The organism is Rhodococcus sp. BP-241, assembly GCF_019836145.1.
In the GTDB taxonomy this organism is placed as follows: domain Bacteria; phylum Actinomycetota; class Actinomycetes; order Mycobacteriales; family Mycobacteriaceae; genus Rhodococcoides.
Genome location: NZ_JABUEI010000001.1, coordinates 128,313 through 144,095 on the forward strand (window position 1 = coordinate 128,313; position 15,783 = coordinate 144,095).

General features: G+C 69.5%; 17 protein-coding genes. 5 read left to right on the forward strand and 12 right to left on the reverse strand.

Features of this window, described 5'->3' with window-relative positions; all coding sequences use genetic code 11:
• Window positions 1–9 precede the first annotated feature (9 nt).
• Window positions 10–138 (reverse strand): hypothetical protein, encoded by a 129-nt coding sequence (locus HQ308_RS22375; RefSeq protein ID WP_261775611.1) that lies wholly within the window; start codon window positions 136–138, stop codon window positions 10–12.
• Window positions 139–321: 183 nt separating this feature from the next.
• Between HQ308_RS22375 and HQ308_RS00560 the strand changes: the two genes are divergently transcribed.
• Complete coding sequence (locus HQ308_RS00560) at window positions 322–948, forward strand: precorrin-8X methylmutase (protein ID WP_222645207.1); 627 nt, start codon at window positions 322–324, stop codon at window positions 946–948.
• Window positions 945–2,471: a precorrin-3B C(17)-methyltransferase gene (gene cobJ / locus HQ308_RS00565; RefSeq protein WP_222645208.1), complete on the forward strand. Its 1,527-nt coding sequence runs from the start codon at window positions 945–947 to the stop codon at window positions 2,469–2,471. Before HQ308_RS00560 ends, cobJ begins: the two co-directional genes overlap by 4 nt.
• Here cobJ and HQ308_RS00570 read toward each other — a convergent pair.
• Genes HQ308_RS00570 through HQ308_RS00585 form a run of 4 tightly spaced genes read right to left on the reverse strand, consistent with a single transcriptional unit; the run spans window position 2,400 to window position 5,952 of the window.
• Entirely contained in the window at window positions 2,400–3,197 is a 798-nt protein-coding gene (locus HQ308_RS00570; protein ID WP_056444555.1) for a cobalt-precorrin-6A reductase, read from the reverse strand. The genes cobJ and HQ308_RS00570 overlap by 72 nt on opposite strands.
• A gap of 27 nt (window positions 3,198–3,224) precedes the next feature.
• Window positions 3,225–3,974: a precorrin-4 C(11)-methyltransferase gene (gene cobM / locus HQ308_RS00575; protein ID WP_027505376.1), complete on the reverse strand. Its 750-nt coding sequence runs from the start codon at window positions 3,972–3,974 to the stop codon at window positions 3,225–3,227.
• Window positions 3,971–5,173, reverse strand: a complete 1,203-nt coding sequence (cbiE, locus tag HQ308_RS00580; RefSeq protein ID WP_222645209.1) for a precorrin-6y C5,15-methyltransferase (decarboxylating) subunit CbiE — start codon at window positions 5,171–5,173, stop codon at window positions 3,971–3,973. The genes cobM and cbiE overlap by 4 nt, the downstream gene beginning before the upstream one ends.
• Window positions 5,170–5,952: an SDR family NAD(P)-dependent oxidoreductase gene (locus HQ308_RS00585; protein ID WP_308115634.1), complete on the reverse strand. Its 783-nt coding sequence runs from the start codon at window positions 5,950–5,952 to the stop codon at window positions 5,170–5,172. Before HQ308_RS00585 ends, cbiE begins: the two co-directional genes overlap by 4 nt.
• A gap of 32 nt (window positions 5,953–5,984) precedes the next feature.
• Here HQ308_RS00585 and HQ308_RS00590 point away from each other — a divergent pair, with 32 nt between their 5' ends.
• Complete coding sequence (locus HQ308_RS00590; RefSeq protein WP_222632360.1) at window positions 5,985–6,386, forward strand: PPOX class F420-dependent oxidoreductase; 402 nt, start codon at window positions 5,985–5,987, stop codon at window positions 6,384–6,386.
• Here HQ308_RS00590 and HQ308_RS00595 read toward each other — a convergent pair.
• Window positions 6,349–6,939, reverse strand: coding sequence for a TetR/AcrR family transcriptional regulator (locus HQ308_RS00595; protein WP_027505372.1), 591 nt, complete (start codon window positions 6,937–6,939; stop codon window positions 6,349–6,351). The two genes, HQ308_RS00590 and HQ308_RS00595, sit on opposite strands and share 38 nt — an antisense overlap.
• 100 nt (window positions 6,940–7,039) lie before the next feature.
• On the opposite strand from HQ308_RS00595, the gene HQ308_RS00600 reads away from it, so the two are divergent.
• Window positions 7,040–7,879: an alpha/beta fold hydrolase gene (locus HQ308_RS00600; RefSeq protein ID WP_222645210.1), complete on the forward strand. Its 840-nt coding sequence runs from the start codon at window positions 7,040–7,042 to the stop codon at window positions 7,877–7,879.
• Between the two features lie 2 nt (window positions 7,880–7,881).
• On the opposite strand, the gene HQ308_RS00605 is transcribed toward HQ308_RS00600, so the two are convergent.
• Window positions 7,882–8,640 (reverse strand): maleylpyruvate isomerase family mycothiol-dependent enzyme, encoded by a 759-nt coding sequence (locus HQ308_RS00605; RefSeq protein ID WP_222645211.1) that lies wholly within the window; start codon window positions 8,638–8,640, stop codon window positions 7,882–7,884.
• Window positions 8,637–9,761 carry a Xaa-Pro peptidase family protein gene (locus HQ308_RS00610; RefSeq protein WP_222645212.1) on the reverse strand — a complete coding sequence of 375 codons (1,125 nt, stop codon included), beginning with the start codon at window positions 9,759–9,761 and terminating at the stop codon, window positions 8,637–8,639. The genes HQ308_RS00605 and HQ308_RS00610 overlap by 4 nt, the downstream gene beginning before the upstream one ends.
• Before the next feature lie 42 nt (window positions 9,762–9,803).
• Between HQ308_RS00610 and HQ308_RS00615 the strand changes: the two genes are divergently transcribed.
• Complete coding sequence (locus tag HQ308_RS00615) at window positions 9,804–10,766, forward strand: 5'-3' exonuclease (protein WP_027505368.1); 963 nt, start codon at window positions 9,804–9,806, stop codon at window positions 10,764–10,766.
• A 1-nt stretch (window position 10,767) separates the two neighbouring features.
• Here the strand turns inward: HQ308_RS00615 and HQ308_RS00620 are convergent, their stop codons facing one another.
• The 4 genes from HQ308_RS00620 to tatA form a co-directional block, all read right to left on the reverse strand.
• Window positions 10,768–11,466, reverse strand: coding sequence for a DUF4333 domain-containing protein (locus tag HQ308_RS00620; RefSeq protein ID WP_222645213.1), 699 nt, complete (start codon window positions 11,464–11,466; stop codon window positions 10,768–10,770).
• Between the two features lie 49 nt (window positions 11,467–11,515).
• Window positions 11,516–14,245 carry an RNA helicase gene (locus HQ308_RS00625; protein WP_222645423.1) on the reverse strand — a complete coding sequence of 910 codons (2,730 nt, stop codon included), beginning with the start codon at window positions 14,243–14,245 and terminating at the stop codon, window positions 11,516–11,518.
• Between the two features lie 106 nt (window positions 14,246–14,351).
• On the reverse strand, window positions 14,352–15,293 hold the full coding sequence (gene tatC, locus HQ308_RS00630) for a twin-arginine translocase subunit TatC (protein WP_056444573.1): 942 nt from the start codon (window positions 15,291–15,293) through the stop codon (window positions 14,352–14,354).
• Window positions 15,294–15,448: 155 nt separating this feature from the next.
• On the reverse strand, window positions 15,449–15,724 hold the full coding sequence (gene tatA / locus HQ308_RS00635) for a Sec-independent protein translocase subunit TatA (RefSeq protein ID WP_027505364.1): 276 nt from the start codon (window positions 15,722–15,724) through the stop codon (window positions 15,449–15,451).
• Between the last annotated feature and the right edge of the window lie 59 nt (window positions 15,725–15,783).

Here is a 15,783-nt window from a genome sequence, read left to right on the forward strand (position 1 = left end):
TGCATCCGATCAGGAGCCCGGTGCGGTCACGATCAGGTAGTACAGCGTGGCACCGATAGCCAGTATCTGTTGGCCCGGGAAGGCGTAGTTGTCGACCAGCCAGTGGCCGGCGAGGTCGAACAGATCGCTCGGAAACATGGTTCGGCTCCGTTCTCGTCGACGACCCCGCGGTCGTTCGTCTCGGCAACGTTACGGACGATGCAGCGCGACCGGAACAGACCGAGCGTCACGATTCGGTGTCGATCCGTGGTGCCTCCCCCCGGCGCCGCGGCGCCGGACCCTGGCCGACCGCGGCGCGTCGCCGCTCCCTATCGTGGAGTCATGCACGACTACATCCGCGACGGCGACGAGATCTACCGGCGCTCCTTCGCGACCATTCGCGAAGAGGCCGATCTGTCGGCCTTCTCCGACGATGTGGCACAGGTCGTCGTGCGCATGATCCATGCCTGCGGCGAGGTGAATCTCGCACAGTCGATCGCGTCCACACCCGACGTCGTGGCCAAGGGTCGCGCGGCACTCCGCGCCGGGGCCCCGGTGCTGTGCGACGCGACGATGGTCGCGTCCGGCATCACCCGTCGACGGCTTCCAGCCGACAACGAGGTGATCTGCACCCTCAACGCACCGGACGTCCCGGAGACGGCGCGCGAGCGCGGCACCACCAGAACGGCCGCAGCGGTGGATCTGTGGGTCGACCACCTCGACGGCGCCGTCGTCGCGATAGGCAACGCACCCACCGCACTGTTCCGGCTCATGGAGTTGATCCAGCAGGGCGCTCCGCGCCCGTCCGCGATCCTGGGTGGGCCCGTGGGCTTCATCGGCGCCGCGGAGTCGAAGGACGATCTCGTCGCCTCCGGTCTCGGCCTCGACCACCTGCTCGTCCTCGGCCGCCGCGGTGGCAGCGCCATTGCCGCAGCCGCCGTCAATGCCATTGCGACGGAACGCGAATGAGCGGCAAGCTCTGGGGTGTCGGTATCGGCCCGGGTGATCCGGAGCTGGTGACGGTCAAAGCCGCGCGGGTCATCACCGCCGCCGACGTCGTCGCCTTCCACAGCGCCCGGCACGGCAAGAGCATCTCTCGCCGCACTGCGGAGCCGTACCTGCGCGAGGGTCAGATCGAGGAGCACCTGGTCTACCCGGTGACCACGGAAGGCACCGACCACCCCGGCGGGTACGACGGCGCTCTCGCGGACTTCTACGTCGAAGCGTCCGAACGTCTGGCGGCGCACCTCGAGGCCGGTCGCTCGGTCGCGCTGCTCGCCGCCGGCGACCCGATGTTCTACAGCTCGTATCAGCACATGCACGTTCGTCTCGCGCACCGCTTCGACACCGAGGTGATCCCCGGCGTCACGTCGGTCAGTGCGGCGTCCGCGGCGGTCGGGGAACCGCTCGTCGAGGGTGACGAGGTCCTGACCATCCTGCCGGGGACCCTGCCCCGCGCTGAACTCACGCGGCGACTCGAGGACACCGACTCCGCCGCGATCCTCAAGCTGGGCCGCACGTATCCCGCTGTGCGCGAAGCCTTGCGCGACAGCGGCATGATCGACCGCGCCCGCTACGTCGAGCGCGCGAGCACCACCGGCGAACGCGTTCTCGCCGCCGACGATGCGACGGACGTTCCGTACTTCTCCATCGCCGTGGTCTCGAGCCCGTCCTACGTGGTCAGCGAACCCGCTGCGTCGGGCGAGGTGGTGGTCGTCGGATTGGGGCCGGGCTCCGCCGAGTGGACCACGCCGGAGGTGCGCGGCGAGCTGCTCCGCGCCACCGATCTCGTGGGCTACACCACCTACATCGACCGGGTGCCCGTTCGAGCCGGCCAGCGTCGACACGCGAGTGACAACCGAGTCGAATCGGAACGGGCCGAGATGGCACTCGATCTCGCGTCTCGCGGCGGTCGGGTCGTCGTCGTGTCCTCCGGCGATCCCGGCGTGTTCGCCATGGCCGCAGCGGTTCTCGAGGTGGCGGCGCAGGACCGATGGCGCCACGTTCCCGTGCGCGTCTGCCCCGGGGTCACGGCCGCCAACGCGGTCGCGAGCCGCGTCGGCGCTCCCCTGGGCCACGACTATGCCGTTCTGTCCCTGTCCGATCGCCTCAAGCCGTGGGACGTGGTCGAGCGCCGCATCCGCGCGGTCGCGGCGGCCGACATGGCGTTCGCCGTCTACAACCCGGCCTCGCGCTCGCGGACCTGGCAGGTGGAGGCGCTGAAGACGCTCGTGCTCGAGCACCGTGGCCCGGACACTCCCGTCGTCGTGGGCCGCGACGTCTCGGGACCCGAGGAGTCGGTGACCGTCGTCCGGCTCGGGGATCTCGACCCGGCCACGATCGACATGCGCTGTCTGCTCATCGTCGGAGCGTCCACCACGACGGTCGATCACACCGCGGACGGCCCGCGGGTGTTCACGTCACGGCGTTACGACACCGTCGATCCCATCGCCCGCGTCGGGAGCGGCGCGGGGAGTGCGTCGCTTCAGTAACCAGGTCACGCACTTGTCGGCTGTCGGCACCACGGGAACGTCGTCCTGAACGGGCGGCCGTTCCACCATGACGACGGGGATGCCGCGCTCGCGGGCGGCCTGAAGCTTGGCCGACGTGAGCTTGCCACCGCTGTTCTTGCTCACCACCACGTCGATGCGGTGCTCGTCCAACAGCTCGCGCTCGCCCTCGAGGTCGAACGGCCCGCGTGACTCCAGAATGCTCGAGTGCGCGGGGACCTCGCCCTCGGGCGGATCGATGCACCGCACGATGAAGTGCCGGTCGTCCAGGGACGCGAAGTGGTGCACGCCCTGTCGGCCGATGGTGAGCAGGACGCGGGCGAGAGCGGGTCGGTCGGCGAGTGCCTGCGCTGCCGCCTCCATCGACGGCACCGTGATCCAGTCGTCCTCGGCCAGCGGACTCCACGGCGCGCGACGCACCAGCACCAGCGGCACGTCGGCCGCCGTGCAGACCTCGACCGCGTGCGCCGTCATCGTCGCGGCGTAGGGATGCGTGGCGTCGACGACGTGCGTCACCTCGTGCTCCGTGATCCACTCGCGCAGACCGTCCACCCCACCGAAGCCGCCGATCCGCACCTCCCCCACCGGGAGCACGGGATCGGCCACTCGGCCGGCGAGCGAGGAGGTCACGGTGGTGCCGTGCAGTCCGTCCAGCTTGATCGCGAGCTGACGCGCTTCGGACGTGCCACCGAGAACCAGAACATGCATTGGGGCGACCTTACCGGCCCCGGACGGTCAGTGATCGAGCCGTCGCCGGGCCGCCGAGTACAGGAAGCTGTCCGGGAAGCCCTCGGCCGACAAGACGCGGCCCACGACCACGACCGCCGTCTTGACGATGCCCGCCGCCACCGTCGCGTCCGCGAGATCGGCCAGGGTGCCCCGCACAATGACCTCGTCCGCGCGGCTGGCGAAGGCCACCACCGCTGCGGGACAGTCGGATCCGTAGTGCGGCACGAGTTGCTCGGTGATGCTGTGGATCTGGCGCGCACCGAGATGAATGACCAGTGTCGCCCCGCTCCGTGCCAACGTGGGCAGATCCTCGCCGTCGGGCATGGCCGTCGACAACGTCGACACCCGCGTCAGCACCACGCTCTGCGAGATCCCGGGCACGGTGAGTTCGCGACCCAGCGCGGCCGCAGCTGCGGCGAACGCCGGAACGCCCGGCACGATCTCGTAGTCCACACCCGCCGCGTCGAGTCGTCGCGACTGCTCGGCGACGGCGCTGTACAGCGATGGATCGCCGGAGTGCACGCGGGCGACGTCGAGGCCGTCACGCGAGGCGGTGACGAGTTCGTCGACGATCGCGTCGAGCGTCATGCGAGCGGTGTTCACGACGCGGGCGTCTGCCGGGCACGTGTCGAGCAGTTCGCGTGGCACCAACGACCCGGCGTACAGGCAGACCGGGCTCGACGCGATGATGCGGGCTGCGCGGACGGTCACGAGATCGGCTGCACCGGGTCCCGCGCCGACGAATCTGACGGTCACGCTGTCTCCTTCTCGTTCTTCACGACGCTCCACTGCGTCACCGGCATCTGCGGACGCCACCCGGTGAATCCGCCGAGCGGTTCGCCGCGGTGCACCTGCAGTCGTCGCAGCAGACCGCCGTGCTGCGAATACCACTGCAGAAGTAGCGATTCCGACTCCGCGGTGACGGCATTGGCCACCAGCCGCCCACCCTCGGGCAGGGCGTCCCAGCAGGCGTCCATCACTCCGGGTTGCGTCGCGCCGCCCCCGACGAACACGGCGTCGGGTTCGGGCGCACCGGACAAGGAATCGGGTGCCGCGCCGCGGACGACGAGCGACGGAACGCCCAGGGCGACAGCATTGGTCCGGATAGTGGCGGATCTGGACTCGACGCGCTCGAACGCGATCGCGGAACATGCCGGATGCGTGCGCATCCATTCGATCGCGATGCTTCCCGACCCGCCGCCGACGTCCCACAGACGTTCACCCGGTGAGGGCGCGAGGGCGCTGAGAGTCAGCGCCCTGACCTCGCGTTTGGTCAGCTGACCGTCGCCCACGTAGAGCGCGTCGTCGAGTCCGGGTGCGCGCGAGACGGTGTGGCCCCGCACCTCGAGCGCGACGACGTTCAGTGAGTCGACGTCGCGCGCGTGTACCCAGTCGGTGACGGGCAGCGCACGCACCCGCTCGCGCGGTCCCCCGAGTTGCTCGAGCACGGACATGGCACTGGAGCCGAGGTCGCGGCTCAGCAGCAGAGTCGCGAGTTCGGCTGCGGTGCTCTCGTTCTCGGCGAGCACGAGGACGCGGCGTCGGTGTGTCAGGGCGGGCAGTACGGTCTCGATCGGCCTGTTCACCAGGGACACCACCTCGACGTCGTGGAGCGCCCAGCCGAGACGGGCGCACGCGAGCGACGCCGACGACGGGTGCGGAAGGACGCGCACCGCATCGGCACCGAGGAGCCGCGTCAACGTCACGCCGATCCCGTGGAACATCGGGTCACCGCTCGCGAGCACGCATCGCCGCGTACCGGCATGCTCGTCCAGCAGACCGGTCAGAGCAGGCAGCATCGGGGTGGGCCACGCGATTCGCCGAGCCGCGGTGCCCGGCACCGCGTCGAGTTGACGCTCGGAGCCGAACAGGACGTCCGCGGATTCGACGGCGTCACGGGAGGTCGGCGACAGCCCGGCCCACCCGTCGGCGCCCACGCCCACGACGTCGATCATCGCGGCATCCGGCGCCAGATCGGACGTGGGAGGACGCGCATCAGGGTGACGAGTAGGCGCAGACGGCCGGGCACCCACACGACGTCGGTTCGCGAGCTCAACGCGCGGACCACCGCGTCGGCCACCTGGCCGGGTGTGCTCGACATCGGTGCGGGAGACATCCCCTCGGTCATCCGGCCGATGACGAAACCCGGTCGGATCAGCAGCAACCGCACGCCGGTCCCGTGCAGCGCGTCGGCGAGACCGGACGCGAATCCGTCCAGTCCGGCCTTCGCCGACCCGTAGACATAGTTCGCTCGGCGGACCCGAGCGCCGGCGACGGAAGAGAAGACGACGAGCCGGCCGGATCCCTGCTCGCGCAGCGCCGTCGAGAGATGTGTCAGCATGCTGACCTGCGCCACGTAGTCCGTGTGGACGACGGCCACCGCGTGCGCCGCATCCGTCTCGGCGCGCGTCTGATCGCCGAGGATGCCGAAGGCCAGGACCGCCGTGTCGATCGGCCCGTGAGCCAGAACCGACGTCACGAGACCGTCGTGCGACGCCAGGTCGTCGGCGTCGAACTCGAGGGTCGTCACCCGACTCGCGCCGGCCGCGCGCACTCGTTCCGACTCGGCGACCAGATCGTCGGACCGCCGGCCAGCGAGGACGACGTGGCGGCCGCGCGCGAGGCGCTCCGCGATCTCGAGACCGATGTCGCTGCGACCACCGAGGAGCAGCAGAATGCCGGTGCTCGACTGGTCGGGTGTGGTCAGGTCACGGCCGGCCGGTGGGTGGGTCACGGCGTCCAGTGTCCTCGATTATCGTGGCGGTCATGCCCGCCACCCCCTCCTCGCTGAACGCCGACGCCGGAACCTTCCTCACCGAGCGTCATCTGGCAACGCTGGCCACGAAGCGTCAGGACGGCACACCGCACGTGGTGGCGGTGGGATTCACGTGGGATCCGGAGGCAGGTCTGGCGCGAGTGATCACGCGGGACGGATCGCAGAAGGTGCGCAACGCCGAGCGCGGCGGCTACGGCGCCGTGACTCAGGTCGACGGGGCGCGATGGCTGACCCTCGAGGGGCCGGCGCGCATCCTGCGCGAACCCGATGCCGTGCATGATGCGGAGAACCGGTACGCCCAGCGCTACCGGACGCCGCGGGAGAACCCGGAGCGCGTGGTCATCGAGATCACCGTCACCCGGGTGATGGGCTCCCAGTCGTTGCGGGACTGAGCAGTCGGGCGGCGGCCTCCCTGGCCGCCCGCGCGGTCTCGCTCGACCGCGTGATGGCCGCGGTGGTCTGAGCACCCTCGGCCAACAGCGCGATCTGCAGTCCCACGGTGGGCGACGCCCCGGCCGCGACGGCCAGCGTCGTGACATGGTCGATGAACGTCAGCTTGTGGGCGCGCGCGGCATCGGACACCGCGGGCATCGTGGCGCCGAGTTCCCCGAACGAGTTGATGAACGCGCACCCGCGGAAGTCGTCCTCGAGGAACCAGTCGTGCAGGAAGTCGAAGATAGACAACAGCTTGTCCCGCGGTGACTCGTGTGCGCTCTCGGCCTCGTCGATGCGGCTGTTCCACATCGTCGTCCGGCCGTCGAGCACCGCGGTGACGATCGCGGACTTGGACGGGAACTCCGCGTAGAGCCGTTTGAGCGGAACGCCCGCCTCGGTGCGCAGTTCGTCCATACCGACGGCCTGCACCCCCTTGGCATAGAACAGCGTGTCTGCCGCCGAGAGGATCCTGGCGCGATGATCGGTCTCCACGAACCCTCCTGTCGTCATGAGCACTTGCGGCGAGAACCAACGTTCTCTACTGTAGCCGACACGAGCGAGAACGCTCGTTCTCCACGAGAGACATTCCCGTCGAAAGGTCGCGCACGCCATGGGACACATCACTGTCGGACACGAGAACAGCACCCCGGTCGACGTCTACTACGAGGATCACGGCAGTGGACAGCCCGTCGTCCTCATTCACGGATATCCGCTCGACGGACACTCGTGGGAGCGCCAGACCGCGGCTCTGCTCGACGCCGGCCACCGCGTCGTGACGTACGACCGTCGAGGCTTCGGACAGTCGAGCAAGCCCACGTCCGGGTACGACTACGACGCCTTCGCCTCGGACCTGAACGAGGTGCTCGAAGCGCTGGATCTGCGCGACGTGATTCTCGTCGGATTCTCCATGGGTACCGGTGAACTGGCGCGGTATGCCTCGCGATACGGGACCGACCGTGTGGCGAAATTCGCCTTCCTCGCGTCGCTCGAGCCGTTCCTCCTGCAGACCGACGACAACCCGACGGGTGTGCCGCAGTCGGTGTTCGACAGCATCGAAGCCGCCGCACGCGGAGACCGCTTCGCCTGGTTCGACGCGTTCTACAAGGACTTCTACAACCTGGACGACACGCTCGGCACGCGCATCAGCGAGGCCGCCGTCCGCAACAGCTGGAATGTCGCGGCGGCGAGTGCGCCGATCGCCGCGTACGCGGTGGTTCCGACGTGGCTCACCGACTTCCGCGACGACGTCCGCACCGTTCGCGAGTCGGGCAAGCCCACGCTGATCCTGCACGGCACCGCGGACAACATCCTGCCGATCGATTCGACGGGTCGCCCGTTCCACGACGCCTTCCCCGAGGCCACCTACGTCGAGGTGGAGGGCGCGCCCCACGGTCTCCTGTGGACCCACTACCAGGAGGTCAACACGGCGCTGCTCGACTTCCTCGAGTGACGTCAGAAGCGGGACGCGTCGAGCAGTGACTCCGCGACCGAGGTGTCACCGAAGACGGTGAGCACGTCGAGTGGTCGACGACGGCAGAGCGCCAGCAGCAGGTGCTCTGCCGTACCCCGCAGTGCCACATCGGCTTTCGCGTGCCCGCGCGCACTGGCGAGGCCGTCGGCCCCGAGCGTGAACGTCCACTCCAGGTCGTCCACGTCCGTTCCGTGCACGTGCACGGTGCGCCCGATCGACTCGGGCGTCAGGCGGTCGAGGAGCAGTCGGTGCGGATACTGCACCTCCGTCAGCTCGGCCACGGCGTCCGCGGCGGCGTCGGGATCGAGCGCCTCGGGCGCCACTCCCCCGGCGGCGCGGACGGCGTCGGCGGCGTCGATGCGGTGCACGGCGACCTCGTGAGCCTGCCGTCGGAGCCACCACGCGGCCGTGCGCGCGCCGACGAACGTCTCCACGACCGCCTCGGGATCCGTCGACTCGAACGTGGCGACCATCGCCTCCAGCGACGATCGGTACGCGGGGAGACTGTCCGGGCCCTTGGGCAACGATTCGACCTGCTGCTTCGCCACCGCGCCCGTGTCCGCACCCGGGCCCGCCAGGATCACCGCGTTCGCCCACCGGTGGACCTTGCCCGTGTGTCGGACCACGTGCTCGAGCGTCCATCCCGGCACGGTGGGTACCGGCGCCGTCAGCGCATCGACAGGCATCGACGCGAGGCGGTCGCCCTCGCGTCGCAGTGTGGCGAGGAGGTCGAGGCTCATCGCACCGGAAGCACGGTCAGGCCATGCGGCCGCGTGTTGACCGACTCGCACCCCTCCGGAGTCACGATGACGATGTCCTCGATGCGGGCGCCCCACTCGCCGGTGAAGTACACCCCCGGCTCGATGCTGAACGCCATCCCCACCTCGAGCGGAATGTCGTTGCCCGCCACGATGTACGGCTCCTCGTGCACCGAGAGGCCGATGCCGTGCCCGGTGCGGTGCACGAAGACGTCGCCGTAGCCGGCGTCGACCAGGATGTCGCGTGCGGCGGCGTCGATCGCCTCCGCGGTGACTCCGGGACGTACTGCATCGACAGCTGCCTGCTGCGCGCGCTCGAGGACCGCCACGGTCGCAGCGACCGAGTCCGACGGCTCACCGATGCTGTAGGTCCGGGTGGAGTCCGAGTTGTAGCCCGGCTCGACGGGGCCACCGATGTCGATGACGACGACGTCGCCCTCCTCGATCACGCGCTCGGACACCTCGTGGTGCGGGTCGGCGCCGTGCGGGCCCGAGCCGACGATGACGAACGCCGCCTCGGTGTGCCCCTCCTCGAGGATCGCGGCCGAGATGTCGGCAGCGACCTGCGCTTCGGTGCGCCCGGCCGCGAGGAACTCGCCCATGCGCGCGTGGACGCGGTCGATGGCGGCGCCCGCCGTGCGCAACGCGCCGATCTCCGCGTCGTCCTTGGTCATCCGGAGCTCGCGCAGGACCGCCGTCGCCAGTACGGGCATCGCGCCGAGCGCCTCGGTCAGCGGAACGAGATGCAGGGCGGGCATGGCGTCGGTGACAGCGGTCCGGGCCGGGCCGGGAAGCAGCGCCGCGACTGCCTGATGCGGATTCACGCCGTCGACCCAGTCCCGCAGCTCGATTCCCAGGTCGGCCGCGGCCGAGTCCTTCAACGCCGCCAGTTCGATGCGAGGCACCACCACCGACGCGGGCGTGCCGTCCGCCGGGACGACGAGGCAGGTCAGACGCTCGAACGACTCGGCGCGCGAGCCGAGCAGATAGCGCAGGTCGGGTCCGGGCGTGATCAGCAGCGCGTCGAGACCGGCCTCGGCAGCGAGAGCCGCCGCTCGGTCGAGGCGGGTGCGATACAAGGAGGAGGGAAACCGAGACGTCATGACGCCAGGCTATCGACTCCGGTGCCGCCCACATGCGGCAGGATGTGGCGCATGACGGCCGAGAGCAGAGACACGGTACTTCTCCTCGATGCGGCGAGCCTGTGGTTCCGGGCCTTCCACGCGTTGCCCGAATCGATCACGGCGCCCGACGGTCGGCCGGTGAACGCGGTGCGTGGTTTCACCGACATGGTCGCGTCCCTCATCACGCGGACGGGTGCGTCCCGACTGGCCGTCTGCCTCGACCTCGACTGGCGTCCCACCTTCCGGGTCGATCTGGTGCCGTCCTACAAGGCGCATCGGGTGCTCACCGAGTCCGCTGCGGGCCCGGACGCGGAGGAGGCACCCGACGCACTGGGTCCGCAGGTGAACCTGATCCTGGAGATCCTCGAGGCCGCGGGCATCGCGACGGCCGGAGCGGAGGGTCTCGAGGCGGACGACGTGTTGGGCACCCTCGCCGCCACCGAGCGCGACGGCACCGTGGTGGTGGTCAGCGGAGACCGCGACCTGTTGCAGGTCGTCTCCGACGATCCGGTTCCGGTGCGTGTGCTCTACGCGGGACGCGGACTGGCGAAAGCCGAGCTGTTCGGCCCGGCAGAAGTGGCCGAGAAGTACGGGGTGCCCGCGGACCGACCCGGGCCGGGCTACGCGGAACTCGCACTGCTGCGCGGTGATTCGTCCGACGGGCTGCCCGGGGTGAAGGGCGTCGGGGAGAAGACCGCGGCGTCCCTCATGCAGAAGTTCGGCTCCCTCGAGGCGTTGCTCGCCGCCGCCGACTCGGGCGACCCCGAGATGTCGGCCGGGGTGCGCGCGAAGATCCAGAGCTCTCGCGACTACATCGACGCCGCACTCCCGGTGGTACGGGTGGTGACCGATGCGGACATCATCTGGTCGCGCCCCGACGTGCTGCCGCACGAGCCCGTCGATCCGGAACGCCTCGCGGCGCTCGCCGAGGAACTCGGCGTGCAGAACTCCGTCGGCCGCCTTCTCACCGCGATGGCGCGGTGAGCTACTGGGGCCGGCCGACCTCGTAGGTGCCCTGGTCGTCCTTGACGGTCACCGTCACCGAGCGCGCCTCACCGTCCACCGTCAGGTCGCAGGAGAAGGTCGTGTTCGCCTCCACCTTCTGGCCCGACGGGCAGGACACCGCGGAGACGTCGATCGCGCCGTAGGACTCCGTCACGATCTTGGCCACCCCGCTCTGCACCGCGGAGTTGTCCAGAGTGTCGCCGCCCAGCGACGTGGCCGCGTAGATCCCACCCGCCACGACGATCGCAGCGATGACGACGCCGCCCACGATGAACGGCACCTTCGACTGCTTCTGCGCCGGCGCGGCGTTCCACTGCTGGTTGCCCTGCGGGTAACCCGGCTGTCCGTAGGGCTGCTGGCCGTACTGGGGCTGCTGGCCGTAGGGCTGTTGGCCGTACTGGGGCTGCTGGCCGTACTGGGGCTGCTGGCCGTAGGGCTGTTGGCCGTACTGGGGCTGCTGGCCGTAAGGCTGCTGCCCGTACTGGGGTTGCTGACCGTAGGCCTGCTGGTCGTAGCCCGGCTGCTGACCATAGGGCTGTTGACCATAGGGCTGTTGACCGTAAGGCTGTTGACCGTAGGCCTGCTGGTCGTAGCCCGGCTGCTGTCCGCTCGGGTACTGGCTGGTGGGCGTGTCCTCACCGGCCGAGGAACGGTCGTCGGGGTTGTACGGGCCGCTCATCATCGCCTCCGGTGGGTGCCTGTGGTGACTGCTGTGACTGTGGTGACCATCATGCGGCATCTACGGCGACGACTCCGCGCCGTATCGCCGAGATCGCCTTCGTGGCGGTCGCGGTGACCTCGTCGTCGGGGGACGCCGAGCGGATCTGGTCGAGCAGATCGATGACCTGGCGGCACCACCGTACGAAGTCTCCGCCGGACAGGGCGCGGCCGTGCTGACCCGCGGCGAACAGCACGTCCTCGAGCGACTCCTTGCGAGCCCACTTGTAGACGGCCACCGCGAACCCGGTGTCGGGTTCCCGCGTCGGAGGCAGCTTCAGTCGGATCTCGTCCGCGCGGAGCTCGTGCCACGCGGCGACGGTGCGGGTCAACGCGTGTCGGATGTTCCCGGTCGGACCCTGCTCCGCGCTCTCACCCTCCTGGCGCGACTCGTACACGACGGTCGAGACCACGGCGGCGAGCTCGGCCGGCCCGAGGCCTCGCCAGATTCCCTCGGCGAGGCACTCCGCGACCAGCAGGTCCGACTCCGAGTACAGACGTCCGAGCTTGGCTCCTCGGTCGGTGACCGCGACCTCGCCGTCAGGACCGGCGGCCAGATAGCCGCGCTCGGTGAGCAGCGCCAGGATGCGATCGAAGGTACGGGCCAACGAGTTGGTGGTCGCGGCGACCTTCTGCTTCATCGCATCGGTGTCACGTTCGAGCCGGCTGTACTTCTCGGCCAGCCGGGCGAGATGCTCACGATCCGGCCAGGTGTGGCACGGATGCGAGCGGACGGCACGGCGCAGCACTCCGAGCTCGCGATCGTCGCCTGCCGACGACTGCCGGCGCCGACCGCGTCCCGGCGCGCTGATCCCCGTTCCCCGGAGCGCGGACGCCAGGTCCCGACGGGTCTGCGCCGTGCGGTGATCGACGTGGCGGGGAAGGCGCATGTGGCCGAGAGCCGACACCGGTGTGGGGAAGTCCGCCGACGACACGCGCCCCGCCCACTTGTCCTCGGTGAGCACCAGCGGCCGCGGGTCCGCCGAGTTCGCGTCGGTCTCCAGGACGACAGCCAGTCCCGAGCGTCGACCGGACGGGATGGAGATGACGTCGCCGCGCCGCAGCGACACCAGCGACGTGACGGCATCGTTGCGACGATCCGTGCGACCCTGACGCTCGAGCTCGCGTTCGCGCTCCTTGAGGCGCGCGCGCAGGGCGGTGTACTCGACGTAGGGCGAGTCCTCGCCGCCCAACTTGCCGAGCAACTCGCGCCGAGCCACGGCGTTCTTCTCGATACCGCGCACCAACCCGACGACGGACGCATCGGCCTGGTACTGCGCGAACGACCGTTCGAGCAGCATCCGGGACGCGTCGACACCCATCCGGTCGACCAGGTTCACCGCCATGTTGTACGACGGGCGGAACGAACTCCGCAGGGGGAACGTACGGGTGGAGGCCAACCCGGCCACCTCCGTCGGCTCGACACCCGACTGCCACAGCACCACCGCATGACCCTCGACGTCGATACCGCGACGACCGGCGCGGCCGGTGAGTTGCGTGTACTCCCCCGCCGACAGGTTGGCGTGCGCCTCACCGTTGAACTTCACGAGGCGCTCGAGCACCACCGTCCGCGCCGGCATGTTGATGCCGAGGGCGAGGGTCTCCGTCGCGAAGACCGCGCGGACCAGACCGCGGACGAACAGTTCCTCGACCGTGTGCCGGAACACCGGCAGCATCCCTGCGTGATGCGCGGCGATGCCCCGCTCGAGGGCGTCGCGCCACTCCCAGTAGCCGAGCACCTCGAGGTCGCTGCGCGGGATCTCGGCGGTGTGGCGTTCGACGACCTCGGTGATCTCGCGCGCCTGCTCCTCGGAGGTCAGCCGCAGTCCCGATCGAAGACACTGATCGACGGCGCCGTCGCACCCGGCGCGGCTGAAGATGAACGTGATGGCGGGGAGCAACCCCTCCTCGTCGAGGAGCTTGATGACGTCGGGCCGCGGGATCGGACGAGATTCCGGCCGGCCGGGGCGGCCACCGGACCGACCCGACCGCGGGCCACGGCCGCGTGGGGCCTCCCAGGCGCCCATGCGCTCGGCCTGCACTCGTTCCTTGACGTACCGGACGAGGTTCTTGTCCACGACCACGCCGCCCGGAGCACCGTTGTTCGCCTCGACGTCGAAGAGGTCGAACAGGCGACGACCGACGAGGATGTGCTGCCACAGCGGAACCGGGCGGGTCTCGTCGACGACGACGGTGGTGTTGCCACGCACCGTCTCCATCCAGGCGCCGAACTCCTCGGCGTTGCTCACCGTCGCCGACAGGCTGACGAGCCGGACGTCCTCGGACAGGTGCAGGATGACCTCCTCCCACACGGCGCCGCGGAACCGGTCGGCGAGGTAGTGCACCTCGTCCATCACCACGTGCGAGAGTCCGCGCAGCGCAGGCGATTCCGCGTACAGCATGTTGCGGAGCACCTCGGTGGTCATGATGACGATCGGTGCGTCCGAGTTGATGCTCTGGTCACCGGTGAGCAGGCCGACGTAGCCCTTGCCGTAACGCGCGACGAGCTCGGCGTACTTCTGGTTGCTCAGTGCCTTGATGGGGGTGGTGTAGAAACACTTCGCGCCGCTGGTGAGTGCGAGGTGGACGGCGAACTCGCCGACGACGGTCTTGCCGGCTCCGGTCGGCGCGCACACCAGTACGCCGTGCCCGTCCTCGAGGGCCGAGCACGCACGGATCTGGAAGGGATCGAGCGGGAACGGAAGCGACGCCGCGAACTCGGTCAGCTTCGGCCCGTCCACGAGTCGAGTCCGGATGTCGCCGGTGTTCTGCTGCCCGCTGTGATTGGCCACGACTCCAGATTAGAGGGTGTCCGCCGATGGGGGTCACTCAGACAGCGTGGGCAACTCAGAGAGTGTCGGAGTAGTCGGCGTCGGCGTCGTGACGCACCGGGACGGGCCTGCCGACCGGGGCGGCGGAGGTGTCGAGAGGCGACGCCTCGTCGTCGGAGACGTTCCCCCACTCCTCGGTCTCGCGCCGTGCGCGCCGTCGATCGTTGACGCGCGCGATCTGGATGGCGAACTCGACGAGGATGCTCAGCGCGAGCGCCAGCGCGGTCATCGAGAAGGGGTCACCGCCGGGCGTGACGACGGCGGCGAAGGCGAACATCGCGAAGATGAGCCCGCGGCGCCAGCCGCGGAGCTTCTCGTACTTCAGGACGCCGACGGCGTTGAGCGCGACGATCAGGAGCGGGATCTCGAAGCTGACGCCGAAGATGACGAGCAGGTTGATGACGAAGCCGAAGTACTCGGCGCCGCTGAGGGCGGTGACCTGGACGTTGTCGCCGATGGTCAGCAGGAAGTGCAGGGCCTTCGCGACGACGATGTAGGCGAGGACGGCGCCGGAGACGAAGAGCACGGCCGCCGCCGTGACGAACGAGATGGCGTAGCGCCGTTCCTGGCGGTAGAGGCCGGGCGTGATGAACGCCCACACCTGGTAGAGCCAGATGGGGCAGGCGAGCACGACGCCCGCGGTGATGGCCACCTTGAACCGGAGCATGAACTGCTCGAACGGTCCGGTGGCGAGCAGCCGACACGTGCCGTCGTCGGTGAGCTCGGCACGACTCTCGGACGGGAGCGAGCAGTACGGCCCGCGGAGCAGGTCACCGAGCGACTCGATGCCCAGCAGCGAGTGCGAGTACCAGAAGAACCCCACGATCGTGGTGAGGACGATGGCCAGCATCGACCACAGCAGACGCGTGCGGAGCTCGTAGAGATGCTCCACCAACGACATGGTGCCGTCGGGATTGACGCGACGCCTGCGCTGTCGCGGATCGAACGGTATGCGCACGGTGACTCTTCGCCTGTCGACTGCGGTGCCTGGACTGAAGACTGTGGTTCGCGGTAGCGGGTGCCGAGGTGCGCACGCCGCAGCGGGCGCGAACCTCGGTCACCACCCACGAAACGGCCGAGGCGACATCGCCCCGACCGTGGTGCCTGCGAGTGTCAGGCCGAGCGCGGGTGCTGCTCGTGCGTCGGTTCGGTCGACGCGACGGTCGGGGTGACCGTGTTCGGGGACGGCAACTGCGACTGCGGTGCCGGCGCCGTGTTCGTGGTGGTGTCCGGCTTCTTGCCGTCGTTCTGCATCTCCTGCACTTCACTCTTGAAGATGCGCATCGAGCGTCCCAGGCCACGTGCGGCCTCGGGCAGCTTCTTCGATCCGAACAGCAGTACGAGCACGACGATCAGGACGATCCAGTGCCAGGGTTGTAACGCACCCATGAAAACCTCCCAGTTTCGGTGGATTCGATGCTACCGGACCCGAGGGCTCCCACCCGGTG

Coding starts and splice junctions, on each gene's coding strand:
- HQ308_RS22375 (WP_261775611.1), bottom strand. CDS start 138: ATGTTTCCGAGCGATCTGTTCGACCTCGCCGGCCACTGGCTGGTCGAC.
- HQ308_RS00615 (WP_027505368.1), top strand. CDS start 9,804: ATGTGGCGCATGACGGCCGAGAGCAGAGACACGGTACTTCTCCTCGAT.
- HQ308_RS00590 (WP_222632360.1), top strand. CDS start 5,985: ATGCCCGCCACCCCCTCCTCGCTGAACGCCGACGCCGGAACCTTCCTC.
- HQ308_RS00560 (WP_222645207.1), top strand. CDS start 322: ATGCACGACTACATCCGCGACGGCGACGAGATCTACCGGCGCTCCTTC.
- HQ308_RS00600 (WP_222645210.1), top strand. CDS start 7,040: ATGGGACACATCACTGTCGGACACGAGAACAGCACCCCGGTCGACGTC.
- HQ308_RS00595 (WP_027505372.1), bottom strand. CDS start 6,939: ATGACGACAGGAGGGTTCGTGGAGACCGATCATCGCGCCAGGATCCTC.
- cbiE (WP_222645209.1), bottom strand. CDS start 5,173: ATGATCGACGTCGTGGGCGTGGGCGCCGACGGGTGGGCCGGGCTGTCG.
- HQ308_RS00570 (WP_056444555.1), bottom strand. CDS start 3,197: ATGCATGTTCTGGTTCTCGGTGGCACGTCCGAAGCGCGTCAGCTCGCG.
- HQ308_RS00610 (WP_222645212.1), bottom strand. CDS start 9,761: ATGACGTCTCGGTTTCCCTCCTCCTTGTATCGCACCCGCCTCGACCGA.
- HQ308_RS00620 (WP_222645213.1), bottom strand. CDS start 11,466: ATGAGCGGCCCGTACAACCCCGACGACCGTTCCTCGGCCGGTGAGGAC.
- cobJ (WP_222645208.1), top strand. CDS start 945: ATGAGCGGCAAGCTCTGGGGTGTCGGTATCGGCCCGGGTGATCCGGAG.
- HQ308_RS00605 (WP_222645211.1), bottom strand. CDS start 8,640: ATGAGCCTCGACCTCCTCGCCACACTGCGACGCGAGGGCGACCGCCTC.
- tatA (WP_027505364.1), bottom strand. CDS start 15,724: ATGGGTGCGTTACAACCCTGGCACTGGATCGTCCTGATCGTCGTGCTC.